Source organism: Luteibacter sp. CQ10, from assembly GCF_040900725.1.
In the GTDB taxonomy this organism is placed as follows: Bacteria; Pseudomonadota; Gammaproteobacteria; order Xanthomonadales; family Rhodanobacteraceae; genus Luteibacter.
The window spans coordinates 269,776-291,327 of the sequence record NZ_JAEUYM010000001.1; the positions used below are offsets into that span (position 1 = coordinate 269,776).

At 68.2% G+C, this 21,552-nt stretch carries 26 protein-coding genes; 17 read left to right on the forward strand and 9 right to left on the reverse strand.

All coding sequences use genetic code 11. From position 1 onward, the window contains the following. Nucleotides 1-56 precede the first annotated feature (56 nt). Genes JNG39_RS01305 through ftsY form a run of 4 tightly spaced genes read right to left on the reverse strand, consistent with a single transcriptional unit; the run spans nt 57 to nt 3,586 of the window. Nucleotides 57-338, reverse strand: a complete 282-nt coding sequence (locus JNG39_RS01305) for an oxidative damage protection protein (protein ID WP_368309213.1) — start codon at nt 336-338, stop codon at nt 57-59. Next, entirely contained in the window at nt 335-1,381 is a 1,047-nt protein-coding gene (gene mutY, locus JNG39_RS01310) for an A/G-specific adenine glycosylase (RefSeq protein ID WP_368309214.1), read from the reverse strand. Before mutY ends, JNG39_RS01305 begins: the two co-directional genes overlap by 4 nt. Further along, nucleotides 1,378-2,415: an AsmA family protein gene (locus JNG39_RS01315; RefSeq protein ID WP_368309215.1), complete on the reverse strand. Its 1,038-nt coding sequence runs from the start codon at nt 2,413-2,415 to the stop codon at nt 1,378-1,380. The genes mutY and JNG39_RS01315 overlap by 4 nt, the downstream gene beginning before the upstream one ends. A 28-nt stretch (nt 2,416-2,443) precedes the next feature. Beyond that, nucleotides 2,444-3,586: a signal recognition particle-docking protein FtsY gene (ftsY, locus tag JNG39_RS01320; protein ID WP_368309216.1), complete on the reverse strand. Its 1,143-nt coding sequence runs from the start codon at nt 3,584-3,586 to the stop codon at nt 2,444-2,446. 64 nt (nt 3,587-3,650) lie between these two features. Here ftsY and rsmD point away from each other — a divergent pair, with 64 nt between their 5' ends. From rsmD to JNG39_RS01360, 8 genes are all read left to right on the forward strand, one after another. Next, the gene (rsmD, locus tag JNG39_RS01325) at nt 3,651-4,220 is read left to right on the forward strand and encodes a 16S rRNA (guanine(966)-N(2))-methyltransferase RsmD (protein ID WP_368309217.1); all 570 of its coding nucleotides are present in this window, start codon (nt 3,651-3,653) and stop codon (nt 4,218-4,220) included. A gap of 27 nt (nt 4,221-4,247) precedes the next feature. After that, nucleotides 4,248-4,751: a pantetheine-phosphate adenylyltransferase gene (gene coaD / locus JNG39_RS01330; protein WP_144911445.1), complete on the forward strand. Its 504-nt coding sequence runs from the start codon at nt 4,248-4,250 to the stop codon at nt 4,749-4,751. Nucleotides 4,752-4,768: 17 nt separating this feature from the next. Continuing rightward, nucleotides 4,769-5,272: a hypothetical protein gene (locus JNG39_RS01335; RefSeq protein WP_368309219.1), complete on the forward strand. Its 504-nt coding sequence runs from the start codon at nt 4,769-4,771 to the stop codon at nt 5,270-5,272. 146 nt (nt 5,273-5,418) lie between these two features. Continuing rightward, nucleotides 5,419-5,676, forward strand: a complete 258-nt coding sequence (locus JNG39_RS01340) for a YfhL family 4Fe-4S dicluster ferredoxin (RefSeq protein WP_368309220.1) — start codon at nt 5,419-5,421, stop codon at nt 5,674-5,676. A gap of 49 nt (nt 5,677-5,725) precedes the next feature. Further along, nucleotides 5,726-7,432 (forward strand): gamma-glutamyltransferase, encoded by a 1,707-nt coding sequence (ggt, locus tag JNG39_RS01345; protein ID WP_368309222.1) that lies wholly within the window; start codon nt 5,726-5,728, stop codon nt 7,430-7,432. Beyond that, entirely contained in the window at nt 7,432-8,283 is an 852-nt protein-coding gene (locus tag JNG39_RS01350) for an MBL fold metallo-hydrolase (RefSeq protein ID WP_368309223.1), read from the forward strand. The genes ggt and JNG39_RS01350 overlap by 1 nt, the downstream gene beginning before the upstream one ends. A gap of 26 nt (nt 8,284-8,309) precedes the next feature. Next, nucleotides 8,310-9,356, forward strand: coding sequence for a TMEM43 family protein (locus tag JNG39_RS01355; RefSeq protein WP_368309225.1), 1,047 nt, complete (start codon nt 8,310-8,312; stop codon nt 9,354-9,356). 16 nt (nt 9,357-9,372) lie between these two features. After that, a complete protein-coding gene (locus tag JNG39_RS01360) occupies nt 9,373-9,783 on the forward strand; it encodes an MAPEG family protein (RefSeq protein WP_368309226.1) in 411 nt (136 codons plus the stop codon). 108 nt (nt 9,784-9,891) lie between these two features. Here JNG39_RS01360 and JNG39_RS01365 read toward each other — a convergent pair whose 3' ends face one another. The 5 genes from JNG39_RS01365 to JNG39_RS01385 all read right to left on the reverse strand — a co-directional run bounded on the left by JNG39_RS01365 (nt 9,892) and on the right by JNG39_RS01385 (nt 14,068). Beyond that, nucleotides 9,892-11,166, reverse strand: a complete 1,275-nt coding sequence (locus tag JNG39_RS01365; RefSeq protein WP_368309228.1) for an EAL and HDOD domain-containing protein — start codon at nt 11,164-11,166, stop codon at nt 9,892-9,894. Between the two features lie 56 nt (nt 11,167-11,222). Continuing rightward, nucleotides 11,223-11,666, reverse strand: a complete 444-nt coding sequence (locus tag JNG39_RS01370; protein WP_368309229.1) for a flagella synthesis protein FlgN — start codon at nt 11,664-11,666, stop codon at nt 11,223-11,225. Then, nucleotides 11,663-11,968 (reverse strand): flagellar biosynthesis anti-sigma factor FlgM, encoded by a 306-nt coding sequence (gene flgM, locus JNG39_RS01375; protein WP_368309230.1) that lies wholly within the window; start codon nt 11,966-11,968, stop codon nt 11,663-11,665. The genes JNG39_RS01370 and flgM overlap by 4 nt, the downstream gene beginning before the upstream one ends. Nucleotides 11,969-12,071: 103 nt before the next feature. Continuing rightward, the gene (flgA, locus tag JNG39_RS01380; protein ID WP_368309231.1) at nt 12,072-12,764 is read right to left on the reverse strand and encodes a flagellar basal body P-ring formation chaperone FlgA; all 693 of its coding nucleotides are present in this window, start codon (nt 12,762-12,764) and stop codon (nt 12,072-12,074) included. Next, a complete protein-coding gene (locus JNG39_RS01385; RefSeq protein WP_368309232.1) occupies nt 12,761-14,068 on the reverse strand; it encodes a methyl-accepting chemotaxis protein in 1,308 nt (435 codons plus the stop codon). Before JNG39_RS01385 ends, flgA begins: the two co-directional genes overlap by 4 nt. Nucleotides 14,069-14,315: 247 nt before the next feature. Here JNG39_RS01385 and JNG39_RS01390 point away from each other — a divergent pair, with 247 nt between their 5' ends. From JNG39_RS01390 to JNG39_RS01430, 9 genes are all read left to right on the forward strand, one after another. Continuing rightward, nucleotides 14,316-15,233: a chemotaxis protein gene (locus tag JNG39_RS01390; RefSeq protein ID WP_368309234.1), complete on the forward strand. Its 918-nt coding sequence runs from the start codon at nt 14,316-14,318 to the stop codon at nt 15,231-15,233. Nucleotides 15,234-15,405: 172 nt separating this feature from the next. After that, a complete protein-coding gene (gene flgB / locus JNG39_RS01395) occupies nt 15,406-15,825 on the forward strand; it encodes a flagellar basal body rod protein FlgB (protein ID WP_247375146.1) in 420 nt (139 codons plus the stop codon). Beyond that, a complete protein-coding gene (gene flgC, locus JNG39_RS01400) occupies nt 15,822-16,235 on the forward strand; it encodes a flagellar basal body rod protein FlgC (RefSeq protein ID WP_144911420.1) in 414 nt (137 codons plus the stop codon). The genes flgB and flgC overlap by 4 nt, the downstream gene beginning before the upstream one ends. An 11-nt stretch (nt 16,236-16,246) precedes the next feature. Beyond that, nucleotides 16,247-16,897: a flagellar hook assembly protein FlgD gene (locus tag JNG39_RS01405; RefSeq protein ID WP_368309236.1), complete on the forward strand. Its 651-nt coding sequence runs from the start codon at nt 16,247-16,249 to the stop codon at nt 16,895-16,897. Between the two features lie 20 nt (nt 16,898-16,917). After that, the gene (gene flgE / locus JNG39_RS01410) at nt 16,918-18,147 is read left to right on the forward strand and encodes a flagellar hook protein FlgE (RefSeq protein WP_368309237.1); all 1,230 of its coding nucleotides are present in this window, start codon (nt 16,918-16,920) and stop codon (nt 18,145-18,147) included. 16 nt (nt 18,148-18,163) lie between these two features. Continuing rightward, the gene (gene flgF / locus JNG39_RS01415; RefSeq protein ID WP_247373714.1) at nt 18,164-18,904 is read left to right on the forward strand and encodes a flagellar basal-body rod protein FlgF; all 741 of its coding nucleotides are present in this window, start codon (nt 18,164-18,166) and stop codon (nt 18,902-18,904) included. Between the two features lie 64 nt (nt 18,905-18,968). After that, nucleotides 18,969-19,754, forward strand: coding sequence for a flagellar basal-body rod protein FlgG (gene flgG / locus JNG39_RS01420; RefSeq protein ID WP_368309238.1), 786 nt, complete (start codon nt 18,969-18,971; stop codon nt 19,752-19,754). A gap of 8 nt (nt 19,755-19,762) precedes the next feature. Continuing rightward, on the forward strand, nt 19,763-20,443 hold the full coding sequence (gene flgH / locus JNG39_RS01425) for a flagellar basal body L-ring protein FlgH (RefSeq protein ID WP_368309239.1): 681 nt from the start codon (nt 19,763-19,765) through the stop codon (nt 20,441-20,443). Further along, nucleotides 20,443-21,552, forward strand: a complete 1,110-nt coding sequence (locus tag JNG39_RS01430; protein WP_368309240.1) for a flagellar basal body P-ring protein FlgI — start codon at nt 20,443-20,445, stop codon at nt 21,550-21,552. Before flgH ends, JNG39_RS01430 begins: the two co-directional genes overlap by 1 nt.

Consider the following 21,552-nt stretch of genomic DNA (forward strand, 5'->3'; position numbering starts at 1 on the left):
GCAATATTCGTTGCGGCGTGTGGAGCCGCGTATTAAATCGGTTGGCGCGGCCGCCGTCAAGCCTTTTCATCGGGCGGGACGTAACCGGCGGCCTGGGCGACGTCGCCGCCGCCGAAGAAGTACTTTTCCATCTCGCCGGCGAGGAACGTGCGCGTCTTCGGGTCGAGGGGGGAGAGGCGCATCTCGTTGATGAGCATGGTCTGGTGGGCGAGCCATTGCGCCCAGGCTTCCTTGGAGACGTTGTCGTATACGCGCTTGCCCAGCTCGCCGGGCCAGGGCGCGAAGTCGAGGCCTTCGGCGTCGCGGCCGAGTTTGACGCAGTGGACGCTGTGGCTCATGGGGCGATCTCCGGAAGATGGTCGAGCAGGGTGCGTACCGGGGCGGGCAGGCCCAGCGAGGCGATGGCCTCGCGGTCGCACCAGCGCCGGTCGGCGCGGTCGGCCACGGCGGCGAGCGGGGCCGCATGGTCGAACAGGATGGGGCTCACGTCCAGCCGGTAATGGCTGAAGACATGGGTGAAGGCGGGCAGCGGATCGGGTCGGCGTACCTTCGCGAGCTTCGCGGCGAGGGCGGGCGCGGCGTCGGCGTCGGGTGCTTCGGGCAGGCTCCACAGGCCTGACCACACGCCCTGCGCGCCACGCTTCTCCAGCAGTACGCGGCCTTGCTTGTCGCGCACCAGCAACATCGCGACGGAGCGCGTGGGGACCTTCTTGCCGGGCTTTACCGTGGGCAGCACGGCGGTGAGGCCGTCGCGATGCGCCACGCACGTCGAGGCATGCGGGCAGAGCAGGCAGGCGGGCTTGCTGCGCACGCAGACGGTGGCGCCGAGGTCCATGATGGCCTGCGTGTAATCCGCGGTTCGCTCGGCGGGGGTGTGTTCGTCGGCGTGCTTCCACAGGCGCTTTTCGATGGCGCTTTCGCCGGGAAACCCTTCGATGCCGTGGTAGCGCGTGAGCACGCGCTTGACGTTGCCGTCGAGGATGGGAAAGCGCAGGCCATGCGCCTGGGCGAGGATGGCGCCCGCCGTGGAGCGTCCGATGCCGGGCAACGCCATCAGCGCATCGAGATCGCGGGGAAGCTCGCCCCCGTGGCGTTCGACGCAGAGCCGCGCGGCCTGGTGCAGGAAGCGCGCCCGGCGGTAGTAGCCCAGGCCGGACCACAAGGCGAGCACGGTATCCTCGTCGGCGTCGGCAAGGTCGCGCAACGTCGGAAGGCGCTCGACGAACCGCTGGAAGTAATCCAGCACCGTCACCACCTGGGTCTGTTGCAACATGATTTCCGACAGCCACACGCGATACGCGCTGCGCGGATGCTGCCAGGGGAGATCCTTGCGCCCATGGTGATCGTACCAACGGAGCAGTTCGCGGGCGAAGACGTTCAAGGGGCGCTACCGACCGTGGTCGAGGACGCGGGCGCGTCGGGCGTGGCCTCGATGCGCAAGCCCTTCACGTGCAGGCTGCCCGCGTCCACGTTCGCCGCGTCGAAGGTGCCCACCAGCGGCGGCATCGTCAAGGTGCCGCCCGCGTGGATGCCGTTCCACCATTCGCCGAGGGCCAGCGGTGGAATGTGCAGGTCGGCGTGTTCCGTTTCGCCGTCGAGCTTGAGCGCGACGTAGAGCGGATCGTTCTGGTTGGCCGGCGTGACGGCCAGCACGACGTCGAAGGGTTTGCCTTCCTCGCGCGAAACGCGGCCGGATAGCGACGCACCCACGTCGGCACCGCCGCGCCATGTGGCGTCACCCTTCAGGTCGGCCTCGAAATGCTTTTCGCTGGCGAGCTTGAGCTTCGCGTCGGCGAGCGTCAGCACGCCGCGCGACAGCGTGGGCACGGTGTCCAGGTCGAGCGCGTACGGCGTCTCGTCGGCGAGGTTCGCGGAAACGGTCAGCGTGAAACGACGGCCACTGGCGAGGCGATCCGTCTCGGCCTCGACGTTGGAAAGCAGCAGCGTCGTGCCGCGCAGCAGCGTGCCGCGCGAGATGCGAAACCCGGCATCGATGGTCGGCAGCGTGGCGCCGGCGGTCGACGGCCGGCTCGGCAGCGTGTCGAGGTAGGCCGACACGGCGTCGACGTCGATGCGCGCGCCTTCCACTTCGAGGCGGGAGATCGTCGCCTCGCCGCCGAGCAGCGTGTGCCAGGGCAACACGAGCTTGCCGCGCGACGCGGCGATGAGTGGCGTGCCGGACACGTTGCTGCGCAAGCTGAGGCCCTCGAGTTCAAGGGCGGGGCTGGGCCATAACGTGGGATGGGCGGGACTGGACAGCGTGAGTTCGAGTCCGGCGGCACGGGCGCGCGCCTGGAGCAGGGCGGTGAAACGCTCGGGCTGGAGCACGACGTAGGTGGCGATCAGCGCCACCGCCAGCAACAGCGCGAACACCCCGCCCAGCGCATAGAGACCGACGCGAAGGCGGCGGTTCATCGCCACGATGTCGCCATCCCGCGCACCCTCAACCGCCGATGCGCGTGGGCAGCAGGCCGTCGACGAAGGCCTCGGCGTCGAACACGCGCAGGTCCGTGGCCGTTTCGCCCAGGCCCACGTAGCGGATCGGCAGGCCGAACTCCCGGGCCAGCGCGAACATCACGCCGCCCTTGGCGGTGCCGTCGAGCTTGGTCACCACCAGGCCGGTCACGCCGGCCGTGTCGCGGAACTGGCGCAACTGGCTGATGGCGTTCTGGCCGGTGGTGCCGTCGATCACCATCAGCACCTCGTGCGGCGCGGCGGCGTCGAGCTTCTTCATCACGCGGACGATCTTGCCCAGCTCGTCCATCAGGCCGCCCTGCGTGTGCAGGCGGCCGGCGGTGTCGGCCACGAGCACCTGCGTGCCGCGCGAGCGCGCGGCCTGCAGCGCGTCGAAGATCACGCTGGCCGCGTCGGCATCCTGGCCCTGCGAGACCACGGGCACCCTGTTGCGCTCGCCCCAGGTCTTCAACTGTTCGACGGCGGCGGCGCGGAAGGTGTCGCCGGCGGCGAGCATCACCCCGCGGCCCTCGTCGGCGTAGCGGCGCGCCAGCTTGCCGATGGTGGTGGTCTTGCCCACGCCGTTGATGCCCACCGTGAGGATCACGAACGGCGCGTGCGTGGAGACGTCGAGCGGCTTCTCCACCGGCTTGAGCATGGCCACGAGTTCGGCGCGCAACGCCTTGAGCATGGCCTCGGCATCGGCGAACTCGCGCTTGTGCATGCGCTTGCGCAGCGCCTCCACCAGGTTGGTGCTGGCTTCCACGCCGACGTCGGCGGTGATCAGCGCGGTTTCCAGTTCGTCGAGCAGGTCGTCGTCGAGCTTGGGATGACGCACGAAAAGCGAGGTGAGGCTCTTGGCGAAGCCGCTGCCGGACAGGCGTTCGCGCCAGCTGCGGCGCGCCGGCTGCGCGGCGTCCGCGGCGGCCTCGACGACGGCGGATTCCTCCTGTTCGGCCTCGACTTCCGGGAGCTGGGGCTCCGGCGCCGCGGTTTCGGCAAGCGCCTCGGCCGTGCCGGGCGCCGAATCCAGCGAGGCCGGGTCGGCCGCGGGCGCGCGCGATTCCTCGGCGGGCGCGGCCTCGGGCGTCGAGGCGGTGTCGGCGGGCTTCTTTTTCCAGAACTTGAGCATTGCGCGGCGGATTCAAAGACAATGTGCGAATGCTAGCACCCCCGCCCCCACTGGCCGCTGATCGATGAACGGCTCAGGCCGTATCCGCATCATCGGCGGAACCCTGCGCAACTCCCGGCTCGACGTGCCCGATCTTCCGGGCCTGCGGCCCACGACCGATCGCGTGCGCGAAACCCTGTTCAACTGGCTGCAGCCGGTGATCGAGGGTTCCCGCTGCCTCGATCTCTACGCCGGCACGGGCGCCCTGGGCATCGAGGCGCTGTCGCGCGGGGCGGCCATGCTCACCTTCGTGGAGCGCGAGCCGAAGCTCGTCGCGGCGTTGGAGGCCAACCTCGCGCGGCTGAAGGTGCAGGCCAGCGTGGTCGCCGACGATGCCTCCCGCTGGCTCAAGGGCGGCGGCAAGCCGTTCGAGGTGGTTTTCATGGATCCCCCCTTCGCCGACGGCGAGTGGGAAAAGGCCGCGACCCTGCTGGAAGAGGGGGGCTGGCTGTCCGATTCGGCCTGGATCTACGTGGAGTCGCCCAGGGGAACGGACCTGGCGCTGCCCGACACCTGGCGTCCGCATCGTCAGGGGCAGGCGGGGGACGTGGCTTACGCGCTCTATCGCCGCACCCTTTCCGATCCGTTAAGCTAGCCCGCGTTTTCCCCAGCCCTATCCTCCATGACACCTCCGCCGGTCAATCAACGCCTTGCCGTCTATCCGGGCACGTTCGATCCGATCACGAACGGCCACGCCGACCTCGTGTCGCGCGCCGCGCCGCTGTTCGATCGCATCGTGGTGGCCGTGGCCGAGAGCCGCAGCAAGGGCCCGGGCTTCAGCCTGGGCGAGCGCATCGCGCTGGCCCGCCTCGCGCTGGCCGACCTGCCGAACGTGGAGGTGCGCGGCTTCGACTGCCTGCTGGCCGACTTCGTGACGGAGATCGGCGCGGGAGTGATCCTGCGCGGCCTGCGCGCGGTGTCCGACTTCGAATACGAATTCCAGCTCGCCAGCATGAACCGTCACCTGATTCCCAGGGCCGAGACGCTGTTCCTGACGCCGGCCGAGCAGTACAGCTTCATCTCCTCCTCGCTCGTGCGTGAAATCGGTCGCCTGGGTGGCGATATATCCGGCTTCGTGCATCCGGCGGTGCAGCAGGCCATGCGCCAGCGCTGGCGCAATTCTTGAAACCAAAGGTGATCATCATGCGTAAGTTCGTCCTCGCCGCGTCCGTGGCCCTGACCGCCTCCCTGGCCCTGTCGGCCTGCAACAAGTCGGAAGACACCGACCAGGCCGCCACCCAGCAGGAAGCCCCCGTCGCCAAGCCGTCCGATCCGAAGGACACCAAGGCGTGGAGCCAGTTCTTCGGCCAGATCGTCCGCAAGAACATGCAGGGCATGACCGCCGACCGCCCGTTCCCGTATTTCGTGCCGGCCGGTGACGACCAGGAAGGCCAGGACGGTCGCCAGCGCCAGCTCGAAAACGTCCAGGGCACCGTGGCCCGCGGCGTCACGCCGGGCAACATGCTCGTGTTCGGTGGTCCCGAATCGGCCAAGACCGCCGACCTCATCGTCGAGGCCTTCAAGAGCGCCCAGCCGGGTTCGTTCAAGAACGTGATCATCCTCTTCATCGGCGACCAGGCCGACCAGCAGCGTGTCACCGACGCCCTGACGCCGACCGGCGCGACGGTTCGTTTCGTGGCGATGTAAGGTCCCGAACGGCAAAGCGTGAACCGTTAGGAAGGGCGCCCCAGGGCGCCCTTCGTCGTAAAGGGCTTGCTCACGGTTCACAGGCCGCCCAGCGGTCGACGCACAGGCGCGAAGCGCCGACTCACGCACTGGGGTAAAATCGCCCCATGTCCCTGATGATCCTCGACACCTGCGTCAACTGCGACGTCTGCGAGCCCGTGTGCCCCAACAAGGCCATCTCGCTGGGCGAGGTGTATTACGTGATCGATCCCAACCTCTGCACCGAATGCGTGGGCCACTTCGACAACCCGCAGTGCGTGGAGGTGTGCCCGGTGGAATGCATTCCGAACGATCCCGACCACGTCGAAACCCACGAGCAGCTCATGCTCAAGTACGAGCACCTGATGGCGAAATCCGCCTCCTGAGGCGCGATGCGTTAATCTCACCGGCAGCCTTTTGTCCGGAGAGACATCCATGATCCGCTCCTCGTCGTGGCGCCTGCTCGCCGCGAGCGTCTTTCTTGTCGTCGGCGCGGGCGCCGCTTCCGCGCAGGACAAGGCCGCTCCGGCGCCTTCGCGCGGTCCCGGCCACGCCGCCATCGCCAGCGCCAATTTCCTCGCCACCAACGCCGGGTTCGAAGTGCTGGCCAAGGGCGGCAACGCGTTCGATGCCGCCGTCGCGGTGTCGTCCACCCTGGCCGTCGTCGAGCAGCAGAGCTCGGGCCTGGGCGGCGGGTTCATGGCTTTGCTGCATCGCGCGTCCGATGGCCGCGACGTTTTCGTCGATGCGCGCGAGACCGCGCCCAAGGCCGTGGACATGAAGGTTTACGTCGGCAAGGACGGCAAGCCCAACCGCGACGTGTCCACGCGTGGCCCGCTGTCGGCGGGCATCCCCGGCGAACCCGCCGGCCTGGTCTGGATGGCGAAGCATTACGGCAAGCTGCCGCTGTCCGCCTCGCTGGCGCCGGCCATCCGTATCGCGAAGGACGGCTTCCAGCCCGACGAGCGTTTCCTCGGCACCATCGCCAACCACAAGGACGACCTCGCGCGCTATCCGGCGTCCGCCGCCGTGCTCCTGCCCGGTGGCCAGGTGCCGCAGAAGGGCTGGACGCTGAAGCAGCCGGACCTGGCCAGGACGCTCGAGCGCATCGCCGCGCAGGGCAACGACGGTTTCTACAAGGGCGAAACGGCGAAGCTGCTGCTCTCGTCCACGCGCAAGGCCGGCGGCAACTGGACCGCCGCCGATCTGGACAGCTATCGCGTGAAGGAACGCGAGCCGTTGCGCGTCGACTACAAGGGCTTCCGCATCGTCACCGCGCCGCCGCCGTCGTCGGGCGGCGTGGCCATCGCCGAGGTGCTCAACATCCTCGCCGGCTACGACATGAGCAAGCTCGACCTCGCTCACTCCACGCACCTCACCATCGAAGCCATGCGTCGCGCGTTCCGCGACCACAACGAGTACCTGGGCGACCCGGACTTCGTGAAGATGCCGCTCGACATGCTGCTGTCGAAGTACTACGCCGATGGCCTGCGCGCCACCATCTCGCCGGACAAGGCCACGCCGTCCGACCTGCTGCCGGCGGCCATGGCGCCGGATCCCGGCATGCACACCACGCATTTCTCGGTGATCGACGCCGACGGCAACATGGTGGCGTCCACGCTCACGGTGAACCTCGAGTTCGGTTCCACCTTCGTCGCCGAGGGCACGGGCGTGTTCCTCAACGACGAGATGGACGACTTCGCGCTCGTGCCCGGCCAGCCGAACGCCTTCGGCTTGCGCGGCACCTTCGCGAACGCCCCCGAGCCGGGCAAGCGCATGCTCTCGTCGATGTCGCCCAGTTTCGTACTGGGTGCCGACCGCACGGCGGTGATCGGCTCGCCGGGCGGTTCGACCATCATCACCCAGGTGCTCGAAGGCATACTGGCCTTCATCGACGGCAAGGACGCTTCGGCCATCACGGCGCAGAAGCGTTACCACCACCAGTACCTGCCCGATCGCGTCGACGTGGAGCCGGGCGCGTTCGACGACGCCACGGCCAAGGCGCTCACCGCCATGGGCCACGTGCTGAAGGATCGCTCGCCGTGGGGCTTCATGAACGTGGTCACCTGGGATCACCGCACCAACAAACTCGATGCCGCCAGCGATCCCCGCCGTCCGTCGGGCCTGGGCAAGGTGCAGTGATGAAGCTCTTCTCGCTCACCGGCAATTCGCAGCGTCTCGACGGCGGCGCGATGTTCGGCAACGCGCCGCGCGCGATGTGGTCGCGCTGGATCGAGCCCGACGAACAGAACCGCATCCCGCTGGCCTGCCGTTGCCTGCTGGTCACCGGCCTGGGCGGGCGCAACGTGCTCTTCGAAACCGGCATCGGCGCGTTCTTCGACCCGGCGATGCGCGAACGCTTCGGCGTGCTCGAAGACCGCCACGTGCTGCTCGATTCGCTGGCGGACGTGGGCCTCACCCACGAGGACATCGATGCGGTGGTGCTTTCCCACCTGCATTTCGATCACGCGGGCGGCCTGCTCGCGGCCTGGGAAGAGGGCACGCCGGCGCGCCTGCTGTTCCCGAACGCGCGGTACCTCGTCGGGGCGGAACATTGGGAGCGCGCGCGGCATCCGCATCCGCGCGACCGCGCCTCGTTCATTCCCGAGCTGGCCGCGCTGCTGGAAGCCAGCGGCCGCCTCGAACTCGTGGAGGCGGGCAAGCCCAGTTCGCTGGGCGACGCCGTGCGTTTCGGGTTTTCCGATGGGCACACGCCGGGGCTCATGCTCGCCGAGGTGGGCGGCGTGGTGTTCTGTGCCGACCTGATCCCCGGGCGGCCCTGGGTGCACCTGCCGGTGACGATGGGTTACGACCGCTGGCCCGAAAAGCTCATCGACGAAAAGAAGACCTTCCTCGACGATAAGCTGGCGCGCGGCGTGCGATTGTTCTTCACCCACGACCACGGCTGCGCCATGGCGTCGGTGAGCCGCGACGACAAGGGCCGTTATTCGGCCGTCGATCCACATGAGACTTTGGCCGGGCTGGACGCGTGAACCAGCCTGACAAGGGACGGGGCGGGATGAAACCAGGCAAAGTCATGGGTGGAACATCGTGGGTATGGCGCATCGTCGGCGTCCTGCTGCTGGCGGCCGCGTTGGCCCTGCTGTTCTGGAACGAGCAACGGGTGATGGCCTATGCCGCCGCCGTGACGAAACAGGGTGCGCCGGTGATCGACCTGGGCGACGAGGGCCATCCGTCGGCGGGTCAATACGGTGCGATGACGCGCGTGAACGGCCTGCCGCGCATCGTCGACGCGCCGCACGACGACGAGTTCGGCATACGCGCGCAATCGCCCTTGCTGGTGCGTCACGTGGAAATGTTCCAGTGGCGCGAGATCACCGTGGGCGGCGAAACGCATTACGAGCTGGACTGGGTGGACCACCCGGTGGAGTCCTCGCGCTTCGCCAAGCCGTCGGGCCATGCCAACCCGTCCTCGTTTCCGATCCAGGGACGGCAATTCGAGGCGGGCGAGGTGAGGCTCGGCCATTTCAGGCTGTCGCAGCCCGTGGTCCGTGCGTTCCCCGGGCGTGTCGTCGTGGCGCCCGACGAGAAGAAACTGCCGCCGAACCTGGCCGCCACCTTCCAGCGCGCCGGCGACTACCTCGTCACCAGCGGTAAGCCCGACGCTCCGCGCCTGGGCGACCTGCGCGTGAGTTGGGAAGCGGTGCCGCTCGGGGCGATGACGGTACTCGCGCGGATCGACGGCGACACGCTTGTGCCGGGGGAACCCCGCCGTAATGGGCCGGGTTTCGAGGTGCAGATCGGCGAGCGCACGCTGGGCGACGTCTTGCCGGCGCTGCCCGAGCCCCCTGGTGCGGTGATGACGCTACGCGTGCTCGCCGCTCTCGTGGCATCCTTCGGCCTGCTGCTCATGGCGGCGGGAACGCGGTTCCGGGGCGATGCACTGTTCGCGCTGGGCCTGGGCGCCGTGGTGGTCACCGCCACCGGAGGCGTGCTGTGGCTGCGTACCGACGCGATGGCAAGCAGCGTGTGGCTGCTGGTAGCGGTATTGGGGGCGGGGCTGTCGATCTGGCGATCGCAGCAACGGCCGGCTCGGGACGACTGATTCAGGATCGACATCCATGCGTATCACGGGACTTTACGCGGCCTTGCTGGCCCTGCTCGTCATCGCGCTCTCCATACGGGTGAGCCGGTTGCGCCGCCTCCATGGCCATGGCCTGGGCGATGGCGGAAACCGGAGCCTGGCCTGCGCCATCCGCGCGCACGGCAATGCGGTGGAATACGTGCCGCTGGCACTGGTACTCATGCTGGTCCTGGAGCTCAACCAGACCTGGCCGATGCTGCTGCACGTGTTCGGCATCGTGTTGCTGGTGGCGCGCATCGCGCATGCGATGGGCCTGTCGGGATCGCCGGGAAATTCGGCGGGGCGTTTCGTGGGAGCTGCCGGGACGCTGCTGGTGATCATCGCGATGGCGTTGTTGCTGATCTGGCAGTACGTGGTGATCCACGTCGTGACGTCGTCGCTGGCTTGATTCGCCGATACGATCGGCTCCCACCCCTTCGGTAGCCAGGGTCAGGTAGCCTGCCTACCGAAGGGGTGGGAGCCGATCGTATCGGCGAACGCCGCGGAGCGAGCGGTTTCAGTCCTCGGCCGACGCCGATCCGTCGGCGAACGCATACACATGATCGGCCCAGCTCGCCGCATCGTGGTAGATGGCGGCCATCTTGAGCATCTGCTGTTCATGCGACGCGGAATCACCGTCGATCTCGCCCTGTTCCCAATGGCGGATCTGGTCGAGGATCGGCGCGAACGGGCCCACGCCCTCGAGCAGCGCCTCGCGAATTTCCAGCGCGAGCGGCAGGTGCTCGAGCACGTATGCCATCGACACGTTCATCAACGTATCGAGCAACGAGAACAGGCCGGCGGTGAAGGCCATTTCCTGCAACTCGGGCTTCACGCTTCGGGCGAGCTGCTCGCACATGTGCGCGCGGATGAGTGCCAGGCGCAGCAGTTCGGGCGGACGCTCGTCCATGCCCGACACGGCCATGGTGAAAATCCAGTTGCGCATGCGGTTGACGCCGAAGAACACCGCCGCCTGTTCCACCGACTTCAGCTGGCGGGGCAGGGCGAAATAGGCGGAGTTCACGCAGCCCAGCAGCTTGTAGCTGAGGATGGCGTCGTCGCGGATGATCTTGCCCAGTTCGACGGGGCCGTTGTCCGGATCCTGCAGGGCGCCCATCAGGCGCAGCACGCCGAGCTTGCTGGGTGTGAGTCGCGGCATGTCCACGCGCTCGGGGCGCAGCAGGTACTTGCCCTGGAAGCCGTCGACGTCCTGGTCGGCGTAGTCGACGAAGGTTTCGTGCGTATCCACGCCGGTGACGATCACCTTGACGCCGAAGGCGTGCACGTAATCCATGTGCGCGCGCGCCGCCACCGGATGGCGATGGTCCACGGCCACCTTGGCGAACTGCACGATGCGCAACAGCGCGTCGACGCCGGCACGATGCAGCGGATCGGCGGGGAGGGTGAAATCCTCCAGCATGAACAGGCAGCCCTGGCCCTTCAGTTCGCGCAGGCGCAGCAGCAGCTGTTCGTCGTTACCGACCTCGGCGCTGATGCTGGCGCTCAGGCGCGCGTTGTGGCGAAGGATGTCGGCGTGCTGCATGAGCAGGTCGCGCGACATGTGCAGGAAGGCGCGGTTGTCGCGCACCAGTCGCTTGAGGCTGCCGTCGGCGATGGCGCTGAGCGTGGCCTGCGTATGCGTAAGCGACGCGGCTTCGATGTCGGAGCCGGCCGGGCGCGGGAAAAGGAGTTCGTAGGCGAACAACGCCTGTTTGCGATCGAGGATCGGCACGCGAACGATGGGCAGGATGCCATCGTCGTTCACCGCTGTCGGCTGGGGATTCGCTGCCATGGCTTTCGTCGTGCGCCGTCCGGTGAAAACGCTGAATTATTGCCGATCGCGGCGACTCAAACCTGGGCGAGAGTCGCGGAACGGAGCTTTATCCGGGCGGCGCCGTCGGGGCCGTAGGTGGAACCGTTGGGCGCGTCGCCGGAGATCACGGCGAGGGCCTGGCGGATCTGGCCCATGCGCTGGCCCACGATGCGACCGTTGGTTTCGTTGAGGCGGCGGCACTCGAGCAGGCGCTCGACGGTGTGCGACCAGCGTGCGTCGTTGAGCGAATCGATGCCCGAAGCGTCGCTGAGCTGCCGGCGCTCGGTGTCGAGCCGGTCGATGCGGTCCAGCGAGGCGCTCTTCGCCCTGCCCACCGCTTCGAGCGCGGCGGCATCGGCCTTGTCCAGCACCATGCGCTCCTCGATCAGGTGGGCATGCAGGGCGTCGACCTCACGGGCGAGGTCGCCCATGACGCCGGCGAGGGCCGCGTCGAAATCGGAGTCGCGCTGCTGCGTCATGCCTTACCGCCGAGTTGGCCTTCCATCGCAAGAAACTTGCTGGCGATGGCCTGCGAATCCGGTTTGTAGGTGCCCTCGGCGATCCGGTTGCGGATGGCCTCGACGCGCTTGCCGTCGACGCCTTCGCCACGGCTGGCGGCGTCCAGAGCCTTGGCCGAGTCGGTGATGCGCACGCTGTCGTCGGTGGTGCGTACGCTCGTGCCGCCCTGGGCCTGGCCGGCCGACCCCGCGGCGGCGTTCGGCGTGCGCGGCGGCACCGTCGGCTGCTGGGTCTGGATACCGGGTTTGATGGTATTGGTCATGGGTTGATCCTCGGAGCGATGTCCTTCGGAGGGCTTATCGGCTTACCGGGGACGAACTTTAGCGGGCGGGACATGGTGAAGTGTGACCGGATTCGTGTTTCGTTCATGGCAACACGGCGACCGCCCCGGGTCCGCTGACGATGGCGTCGAGCACGCGGCCCGAGGAGGCGTTGCGAACCTTCACGCGGGCACCGGCGTCGCCGGCGCCCAGCGCCACGCCGTCGGCACGGATGGTGACGCCCTCGACGGTGGCCTGCATGCTCACCGCGTCGCCCACGCGCACGGCCTGGCGGCCGGCGAGCATGCCGGGGGTGAGCACCGTACCGGCGTTGAGCGGACGGGCAAGGGACCGGCCGTCGACCTGGTCGAGGGCCGCGATGTAGCCGTAGGCGAGCGAGGCGACGTCGCGCTCCTCGGCATGGACATCGGCGGCGCCGATGCCGTCGCCACGGGTGAGCGGGCGACTGGTCACCAGCACCTGGGTGAAGAGCTTGACGCGCACCGGCACGCGCACCGTCCAGCCGCCGGGCACGGGGCAATGCACGGCCACGCTCACCCGGGCGCCGAGCGGGCGGTTGCCCGGCAGCGAAGCACTAGGCTTCGCCGGGCAATCGACCAGTCGCAGCCGGCTGTCGAGCGAGTCGGCCTGGGCCTCCATGCGTGCTCCGGGAAGCGAGCGGTGTTCCTTGAGCCAGGCCACCGCGATGTCGCGCACGTCGTCGAGCGAGGTGGCCGCCGCCATGAGCGGGCAGGCCAACGACGACAGGGCGACGATCGCGGCGGCGAGGCGCTTCACGCGGCGCGTTCCGACAGGGCGGCGGACAGCCCCTGCACGATGGCATCCAGCTCGCGGGTCAGGCCGGGCAGCATCTGCGTGGCTTCAGCCTGTCGGCCTTCGCCGAGGGTCATCGCGTATTGCGAGGCCTGCACGGTGAAACGCTCGCCCGCGGCGCGCACGGCGTCGGACGAGGCGTCCGCGCGACGCAGGCGGAACTGGTCGATGCAGCGCATGAGCGGCGTGGTGTCGAGCCAACGGCGATCGAGGCCGGACGGGTCGCGTGAGGAAAGCTCCAGCGCGTAACGCAGGCCCTGGCAGGCCTCGCGGATCATCTGGCTCAGCGTGGCGGCGTCGAGTTCGCCTTCGGTTTCGAGGCGGGCGAGGCCCAGGCGATGCGCGAGCACGGCGGCGCGGGCGGCGGCATCGGCCTGGCGGCGGGCTTCGTTGGCCGTCCGGCCGAGGCTGGCCTGCGCGGCCTGCACGCCGGCGATGCGACCGTGCAGGGTACCCATGCCTTCGCGGGCGCTGTCGATGCTTTCGCGCGCGGCGCGCACGACGCCGTCGACGCGGCCGAGCGATGCCTGCATGCCGGCGATGCCCGACTGGGTCTGGTCGAGGCGGCGCAGGCTGTTCTGCACGGCTTCGTCGAGGTGGCCGGAGAATTCGCCCACGGCCTGGGTCACCTGGTCGATCTCGGCGGTGGCCTGGGTGGTCTTCTCGGCCAGTTGCTTGACCTCGTCGGCCACCACGGCGAAACCGCGGCCGGCTTCACCGGCGCGCGCGGCTTCGATGGCGGCGTTCAGCGCCACGAGGTTGGTCTGGTGGGCGATGTCCTGGACCGTGGCCGTGAGCTTGCGGATGGCGGTGAAGTAGTCGGCGAACTGCGCATGGTTGCGGCTCATGCCCGACAGGGCGCTGCGCAGCAGGCGCAGCTGGCCGTCGAGGTCGCCCGCGTTGGCCTGGCCTTCGCCGCCGGCCTCGGCCATGCCGGACACGCCGGCCTGGGCCTGGTCGAGGGCCGTCGAAATCCTGGCGCCCGACTCCGTCAATCGTCCGGCGGCATCGCGCGCGCCTTCCACGGCGACGGTCAGTTCCTGGAGCGTGGCACCGAGCGCCTGGGCATTGGTCAGCACCATGCCCTGCTGCTCGATGGCCTGGATGGTGGTGGCCGGCGCCGTGCGCGGTTCGGCGGGTTTGAGCAGGGCACCCAGGGCGCTGGCGGCCGCCGGATACTGCGCGGCCAGCGCGCGCACGCGCGCGGCGTCGCCCGTGACGGCGGCATGGGCGAGAAGACGGACGTGCTGGCTCCAGAGGAGGGTCATGAAAGGGTTCGCTTCTGAGGGGTCGCCCACTACATCGGTCGCGGGGCGTCGTTCTTGAGCGAAGCAATACCCGTGCCAGCGGTCGCTCCGTAGGGTTCGCCGATGCGATCGGCTCCCACCCCTTCGGTAGCCAGCATGTCTTACCCCTGCTACCGGAGGGGTGGGAGCCGATCGCATCGGCGAACGGGTGCTTAAAGAACGAGACGGGGCGGCCGATACGAAAGCACACCTTACTGATGCAGTCCCCATGGCCCGCCCCCTCCTCGACACCGTGGAAACCTTCACCCGCCTCGCCGGCCACAACCGCGTGGCGATGCTGCTGTTCCGGCTGGGCGACCGCCAGGCGTTCGGCATCAACGTGTTCAAGGTGCGCGAGGTGCTGCGCCGGCCGAAGCTCGAGCGCATGCCGAGCATGCACGACCTGGTGGCGGGCAGCTTCGACTACCGCGGCAACACCATCCCCGTGATCGATCTCGCGGCCGCCATGGGCTATCCGCCGATGGCGAACGTGGATACCGCGCACCTCATCGTCACCGAATTCAACCGCTCGGTGCAGGGCTTCCTCGTCTCCGACGTGGACCGCATCGTGCACGTGGACGGCGCCCAGATGGCCGCGCCGCCGCCCGCGCTGGGCTACGGGTCGCGCGTGAACGCCGTGACCCGCATGGACGGCGACCTCATCGCCATCGTCGACGTGGAGCAGGTGCTCGCCAGCGTGGACCCGCGCGCGGTAGAGATCTCCGAGCGCGTGCAGCAGGCGGCGCATCTGCAGATCGCGACCAACCGCCGCCTCCTGCTGGTGGACGATTCGCTGGTGGCCCGCACCCAGCTGGTCGACCTGTTCCGCAAGCTCGACCTCGACTGCACGGTGGCGAAGGACGGCAGCGAAGCCCTCCAGTGCCTGCGCAACCTCGCCGCGGGGCCGGAAAGCGAGCGCGTGGCGCTGGTGGTGTCGGACATCGAGATGCCGTCGATGGACGGCTACGCGCTCACCCGCGCCATTCGCGAAGATCCCCAGCTTCGCCACCTCAAGGTGCTGCTGCACAGTTCGCTGAGCGGCGTATTCAACGAGGCGATGGTGGCCCGCGTGGGCGCCGACCGGTTCATCGCCAAGTTCCAGCCCGACGTGCTTGCCACGGCCGTGCTCGAACTGTTGCCCGGCTGACGGGCGACGGCGGACCGTCGCCGGAGCGGTTCCGGCGGGCGCCGGAATTCCGCCACCTTCCCTCCGATCCACTCCGCAAACGGCGCCACGGCGCCGTTTCGCGTTTCCACGCCTGGCGTGGCACGCCTCTTGCTGATGCCTTCGGGCCACGTCAACGAGAGGGCCCGTGCCCATGATCGACCATTCCGATCCACTGTTCGGCGCACATGCGCAGGCCCTGGGCCTGTGGCAACGCCGTGCCGAGGTCATTTCGTCGAACCTCGCCAATGCCGACACGCCGGGTTTCCTCGCCCGCGACCTCGACTTCCGCAAGGTGATGTCCGCCGCCACGGGCGCGATGGACGGCGATCGCCTGCCGATGGCCGCCACCGAGGCGGGCCATATTGGCGGCAATCCCGCCGTGGCCATGGCCGACGGCGACAAGCTCGCCTACCGCGTCGAAACCCAGCCGTCGATGGACGGCAACACGGTGGACACCCAGGTCGAGCAGGCCCAGTTCGCCGGCAACGCCATCCACTACCAGGCCTCGCTGAGCTTCATCACGGGGCAGATCCACGCCATGCGTCTGGCCATCACGGGTACCGCATCATGAGCCTCCTGAAGATCTTCGACGTCGCCGGTTCCGGCATGGCCGCGCAGTCCGCGCGCCTGAACACCACCGCCAGCAACATGGCCAATGCCGACAGCGTGGCCAGCAGCGAGGCCACGGCCTACCGCGCCCGGCAACCGATGTTCGCGGCCGTGCAGCAGCAGGTGAACGGCCAGATGGAAAACGCGGGCGTGCGCACCCTCGGCGTCAGCGAGAGCCAGGCGCCCGTGCAGTCGCGTTACGAGCCGGCCAATCCGATGGCCGACGCCAACGGCTACGTCTATTCGAGCAACGTCAACCCGGTCGACGAGCTGGTCAACATGATCTCCGCGTCGCGCTCCTACCAGAACAACGTCGAAGTCATGAACAGCGCCAAGCAGCTCATGCAGAAGACGCTGGACCTCGGCAAATAAGGATTCCCTCCATGGCCGTCGATTCCGTCGGTTCCAACGCGTTCGGCTCGAATTCGTCCACCTCGAGCCAGCTGCAGCAGCAGACGCTGTCGCAGTCCGATTTCCTCAAGCTGCTGGTCACCCAGGTGACCAACCAGGATCCCACCAAGCCCATGGACCCGACCCAGTCGGTGGCGCAGCTGGCGCAGTTCTCGCAGGTGGCGGCCACGCAGCAGTTGCAACAGTCGTTCGACTCGCTGGCGTCCAACCTCACGGGCGACCAGTTCGTTCGCGCCTCGGCGATGGTCGGCCGCGACGTGCTGGTGCCTTCCACGGCGGGCAAGTTGCAGGACGGCGCCCTCAACGGCGCGGTGAACGTGCCCAACTCGGGCACCTACGTGAACGTGCAGATCAAGGACACCGCCGGCAACGTGGTGCGCACGATCCCGCTCGGCCAGCCCGACGCCGGCCTCACCGACTTCAGCTGGGACGGCAAGGGCGACGACGGAAAGCAGCTGCCGGACGGCACCTATCAGATCTCCGCTACTTCCGGCGGCAACGCGGCGGATACGTTCTACCGCGGCAAGGTGGAAGGCGTCGGCGCTTCGGGCGCCGACGGAACCTACGTGCAGGTGTCCGGTTACGGCGGCGCCCTGCTCAGCCAGATCGCGCAAATCCAGTAAGCACAGCGAGGAATTCCACCATGCCTTTCGATATCGCCCTCAGTGGCATCAACGCGGCTTCCGCCGACCTGGAAGTCACCGCGAACAACATCGCCAACGTCAACACCGTCGGCTTCAAGGGCTCGCGCGCCGAGTTCTCCCAGGTGTATTCCGTGGCCGGCGAAAACCTCGCCGCCACCGCCTCGGGCAGCGGCGTGCGCGTGACCAACATCGCCCAGCAGTTCGGCGACGGCAACCTCACGCAGACCGGCAACTCCTACGACTTCGCCTTGAGCGGCGCGGGCTTCTTCACGCTGCACGATGCCTCGGGCTATTCGTACTCGCGCGCGGGCAACTTCCATCCCGACGACGACGGCTTCATCGTCAACGCCACCGGGCAGCGCGTGCAGGTATACCCGCCGACCGCCTCGGGCGGCTTCGACATCTCGGCCCTGTCCGACCTGCACATCACCACCGGTTCGGCCCCGGCCAAGGCCAGCGCCAACATCGGCATCACCGCCAACTTGCCGTCGACCGCCACCGCGCCGACGGTGACGCCGTTCGACCCGACCAACGACAAGTCGTACAACAACCTGTCCACCTTCCAGGCCTACGATTCGCTCGGTGCCACGCACACGGTGAACGTGTATTACGTGAAGAACGCCACGGCCAACGGCTGGGACGTGCACATGACGATGGACGGCACCCAGGTGGGCGCCGCCGCCGGCCAGCAGCTGACCTTCAGTGCCGGCGGCGCGATCACCGCGCCCACCACGGGCAAGCTCGACTTCGGCGCCGCCTCGCCCAACCCGGGGGCGCAGCCGATCGATCTCTCGCTCGACATGAGCAAGGTCACCCAGTTCGGCGACACCTTTTCCACCACGGCCGTCAACAACGACGGTTACGCGGCGGGCAAGTTCTCCAAGATCGATGTCGCGAAGGACGGCACGGTGTCGGCCATCTATTCCAACGGTGCCACCATTCCGTTGGGCCAGCTGGCCGTCGCCACCTTCGCCAACAACCAGGGCCTGCGCCAGCTCAACGACACCAACTGGGTGCCGTCGGCCGAGTCGGGCCAGCCGATCCGCGGCGTGGCGAACTCCGGCGACGTGGGCCAGGTGCAGTCGGGCCAGCTCGAGTCGTCGAACACCGCCGACCTCACCTCGCAGCTGGTGAACATGATCAAGGCGCAGCGCAACTACCAGGCCAACGCGCAGGTCATCTCCACCGACGACCAGCTCACCCAGACGATCATCAACATCCGCAACTGACGGCGGGGAATAGACCATGGATCGTTCCGTCTACGTCGCGATGACCGGTGCCACGCAGGTGATGCGGGCACAGGCCGAGGTCGCGCACAACCTCGCCAACGCCAACACCACGGGCTTCAAGGCCGAGCTGTCGGCCTTCCAGAGCGTGCCGGTGAAGGGCGACGGCCTGGCCACGCGCATCAACGGCGTGGCCCAGGGCACCGGCTGGGATACCTCCGGCGGCAAGCAGATGGCGACGGGCAACGACCTGGACATCTCCGTGCAGGGCGACGGCTGGATCGCGGTGCAGACGCCGGACGGCAACGAAGGCTACACGCGCGCCGGCAACCTGCGCATCGACGCCGACGGTTTGTTGACGGACGCGCGCGGCAATCCCGTCGTGGGCGGCGGCGGTCCGATCACCATTCCGCAGGCATCCAGCGTGCGGATCGGCGCCGACGGCACCATTTCGTCGGTGCCGCTGGGCGAATCGCCCGCCACCGTCGCCACCACCGACCGGATCAAGCTGGTCAACCCGGGCAACGACCAGCTGACCTACGGCAGCGACGGCCTCATGCACATGATCGACGGCAGCCAGGCGCCCGCCGACGCGAACGTGCAGGTGGTATCCGGCACCGTCGAAGCGAGCAACGTCAACCCATCCGAGGTGCTCGTGAAGATGATCTCGCTCTCCCGCGAGTTCGAGATGCAGGTGCGCTCGATCAAGGCCGCCGACGAAAACGCCCAGTCGGCATCGAAATTGCTACAGGTGGGGTAACCACCGTCGCGCGACGCAAAACCGTCGCCGGCACGCCACGCGCCCGCAAGGGCAGGAGTCAACGATGTTCACGTCCCTCTGGATCGCCAAGACCGGCCTCGATGCGCAGCAGACGCGCATGGACGTCGTGTCGAACAACCTGGCCAACACGAATACCACGGGCTTCAAGCGCGCCCGCGCGGAATTCGAAGACCTCGCCTACCAGAACCGCGGCCAGGCCGGCGCGCAGACGACCGAACAGACCCTGTCGCCCACCGGCCTCATGATCGGCACCGGCGTGCGCGTGGTCGGTACGCAGAAGATGTTCGAGCAGGGCGGCGCGCAGCAGACCGACAATCCCTACGACGTACGCATCAACGGTCGCGGTTTCCTGCAGGTGACCCTGCCCGACGGCACCGTGGGCTATTCGCGCGACGGTTCGTTGAAGCGCGACCAGGACGGCCAGATCGTCACCAACGACGGCTATCCGCTGGAGCCGGCCATCACCGTGCCACCCAATGCCACCTCGCTCACCATCGGCAAGGACGGCACGGTCAGCGTCGTGACGCCGGGCAACCCGAACGGGCAGCAGATCGGCCAGATCCAGCTCGCCGACTTCACCAACCCGGCCGGCCTGGAGCCGCGCGGCGACAACCTCTATCTCGAGACCGCCGCCAGCGGCGCGCCGCAGACCGGCACCGCCGGCCTCAACGGCCTGGGTACGCTCGAGCAGAACTCTCTGGAAACCTCCAACGTGAACGTGGTGGAGGAGATGGTGAACATGATCGAGACGCAGCGCGCCTACGAAATGAATTCGAAGGCGATCTCGGCTTCCGACCAGATGCTCCAGTTCATCACCCAGCAGACCTGATGACCGCCATGAACCGTTCCTTCGCACGCATTCTCGTCGCGGCGCTGCCGTTCGCGCTGCTCACCGCCTGCGGCATGGTGCCGCCGACGCCGCGCCCGATGTATACCGCCACCATGCCGGTGGAGCCGGTCACGCCAGCTCAACCCACCGGCTCGGTGTTCGCCGACCAGCAATCGATGGAACTGTTCGCCGATCCGCGCGCGCATCGCGTGGGCGACATCCTCACCATCACCCTGGTGGAAGCCACGCAGGCCAGCAAGAAGGCCGCGACCAGCACCAGCAAGAAGAACGGCAGCAACATCGCCTCGCCGACCGTGCTCGGCCAGGGCCTGCGCCTCGGCGGCAAGAGCGCGGACAGCGCGCTGTCGAGCAACAACGCGTTCGACGGCGACGGCTCGTCGAGCCAGAGCAACCAGCTTTCCGGTGAGATCACCGTCACCGTGTCCCGGCGCCTGTCCAACGGCGCGCTGATGGTGCAGGGCGAGAAGTGGCTCACCATCAACCAGGGCGAAGAACTCGTACGCATCTCGGGCATCGTGCGGCCGCAGGACATCGGCGCGGACAACATCGTGGCCTCCAGCCGCGTGGCCGACGCGCGCATCGAATACGTGGGCAAGGGCACGCTGGCCGATTCGAACACGCGTGGCTGGCTGTCGCGTTTCTTCGACTCGAAGTGGATGCCGTACTGATGAACGCCCTGGCCCGCATCCTCGCCGTCGCCGCGCTCACCCTGGGCGTGACGTCGCTGGCCCATGCCGATCGCATCCGCGACCTCACCCTGGTCGGTGGCGTGCGCAGCAACCAGCTGGTCGGATATGGCCTCGTCGTGGGCCTGGACGGCAGCGGCGACCAGACCAGCCAGACCCCGTTCACCACGCAGAGCCTGGAGAACATGCTCCAGCAGTTCGGCGTGAACGTGCCGGCCAACGTGCGTCCGCAGTTGAAGAACGCGGCGGCGGTAACGATCACCGCCGAGCTGCCGCCCTTCGCCAAGCCGGGCCAGCGCATCGACGTGACCGTGGCCTCCATCGGCAACGCCAAGAGCATCCGCGGCGGCGAACTGTTGATGTCGCCGCTCAAGGGCGCCGACGGCCAGGTCTATGCCATCGCGCAGGGCAGCGTGGTGGTCGGCGGCGTGAGCGCGCAGGGCAAGAGCGGCTCCAGCGTGCAGGTGAACATTTCCGCCAGTGGGCGCATTCCCAATGGCGCCTCCATCGAGCGAAGCGTTGCCACGTCGTTCGACAAGGGCGGCGACATCATGCTCAACCTCAACACGGCCGACTTCACCACGGCCGCGCGCGTGGCCGAAGCGGTGAACCGCAACTTCGGCGCGGGCACGGCCCGTGCGATGGACTCGGCCTCCATCGCCGTGCGCGCGCCGCTGGATCCGTCGCAGCGCGTGGCCTGGCTGTCCACCATCCAGGGCCTGGAGGTCACGCCGGGCGACGCCCCCGCGCGGGTCATCGTCAATTCGCGTACCGGCACGGTGGTGATCGGTTCGGAAGTGAAGGTCGGCGCGGCGGCGGTCGCCCACGGCGCCATCCAGGTGACCATCAGCGAGCAGCCGCAGGTGAGCCAGCCCAACGCGTTCAGCAAGGGCCAGACGGCCATCGTGCCGAGCAGCCAGGTGGCGGTGAGCGAGGACGGCGGCCACATGTTCAAGTTCGGCCCCGGCACGAGCCTCGACGCCATCGTGCGCGCCGTCAACCAGGTGGGCGCCTCGCCCAGCGACCTTATTTCGATCCTTCAGGCGCTGAAGGAGTCCGGTGCCCTGCGCGCCGAGCTGGTGGTGATCTGA

Excerpts from the sequence above, each read along its gene's own strand:
- JNG39_RS01305 (WP_368309213.1), bottom strand. The coding sequence starts at position 338 with ATGAGCCACAGCGTCCACTGCGTCAAACTCGGCCGCGACGCCGAAGGC.
- JNG39_RS01315 (WP_368309215.1), bottom strand. The coding sequence starts at position 2,415 with ATGAACCGCCGCCTTCGCGTCGGTCTCTATGCGCTGGGCGGGGTGTTC.
- ftsY (WP_368309216.1), bottom strand. The coding sequence starts at position 3,586 with ATGCTCAAGTTCTGGAAAAAGAAGCCCGCCGACACCGCCTCGACGCCC.
- rsmD (WP_368309217.1), top strand. The coding sequence starts at position 3,651 with ATGAACGGCTCAGGCCGTATCCGCATCATCGGCGGAACCCTGCGCAAC.
- coaD (WP_144911445.1), top strand. The coding sequence starts at position 4,248 with ATGACACCTCCGCCGGTCAATCAACGCCTTGCCGTCTATCCGGGCACG.
- JNG39_RS01335 (WP_368309219.1), top strand. The coding sequence starts at position 4,769 with ATGCGTAAGTTCGTCCTCGCCGCGTCCGTGGCCCTGACCGCCTCCCTG.
- JNG39_RS01340 (WP_368309220.1), top strand. The coding sequence starts at position 5,419 with ATGTCCCTGATGATCCTCGACACCTGCGTCAACTGCGACGTCTGCGAG.
- ggt (WP_368309222.1), top strand. The coding sequence starts at position 5,726 with ATGATCCGCTCCTCGTCGTGGCGCCTGCTCGCCGCGAGCGTCTTTCTT.
- JNG39_RS01350 (WP_368309223.1), top strand. The coding sequence starts at position 7,432 with ATGAAGCTCTTCTCGCTCACCGGCAATTCGCAGCGTCTCGACGGCGGC.
- JNG39_RS01355 (WP_368309225.1), top strand. The coding sequence starts at position 8,310 with ATGAAACCAGGCAAAGTCATGGGTGGAACATCGTGGGTATGGCGCATC.
- JNG39_RS01360 (WP_368309226.1), top strand. The coding sequence starts at position 9,373 with ATGCGTATCACGGGACTTTACGCGGCCTTGCTGGCCCTGCTCGTCATC.
- JNG39_RS01365 (WP_368309228.1), bottom strand. The coding sequence starts at position 11,166 with ATGGCAGCGAATCCCCAGCCGACAGCGGTGAACGACGATGGCATCCTG.
- JNG39_RS01370 (WP_368309229.1), bottom strand. The coding sequence starts at position 11,666 with ATGACGCAGCAGCGCGACTCCGATTTCGACGCGGCCCTCGCCGGCGTC.
- flgM (WP_368309230.1), bottom strand. The coding sequence starts at position 11,968 with ATGACCAATACCATCAAACCCGGTATCCAGACCCAGCAGCCGACGGTG.
- JNG39_RS01385 (WP_368309232.1), bottom strand. The coding sequence starts at position 14,068 with ATGACCCTCCTCTGGAGCCAGCACGTCCGTCTTCTCGCCCATGCCGCC.
- JNG39_RS01390 (WP_368309234.1), top strand. The coding sequence starts at position 14,316 with ATGGCCCGCCCCCTCCTCGACACCGTGGAAACCTTCACCCGCCTCGCC.
- flgB (WP_247375146.1), top strand. The coding sequence starts at position 15,406 with ATGATCGACCATTCCGATCCACTGTTCGGCGCACATGCGCAGGCCCTG.
- flgC (WP_144911420.1), top strand. The coding sequence starts at position 15,822 with ATGAGCCTCCTGAAGATCTTCGACGTCGCCGGTTCCGGCATGGCCGCG.
- JNG39_RS01405 (WP_368309236.1), top strand. The coding sequence starts at position 16,247 with ATGGCCGTCGATTCCGTCGGTTCCAACGCGTTCGGCTCGAATTCGTCC.
- flgE (WP_368309237.1), top strand. The coding sequence starts at position 16,918 with ATGCCTTTCGATATCGCCCTCAGTGGCATCAACGCGGCTTCCGCCGAC.
- flgF (WP_247373714.1), top strand. The coding sequence starts at position 18,164 with ATGGATCGTTCCGTCTACGTCGCGATGACCGGTGCCACGCAGGTGATG.
- flgG (WP_368309238.1), top strand. The coding sequence starts at position 18,969 with ATGTTCACGTCCCTCTGGATCGCCAAGACCGGCCTCGATGCGCAGCAG.
- flgH (WP_368309239.1), top strand. The coding sequence starts at position 19,763 with ATGAACCGTTCCTTCGCACGCATTCTCGTCGCGGCGCTGCCGTTCGCG.
- JNG39_RS01430 (WP_368309240.1), top strand. The coding sequence starts at position 20,443 with ATGAACGCCCTGGCCCGCATCCTCGCCGTCGCCGCGCTCACCCTGGGC.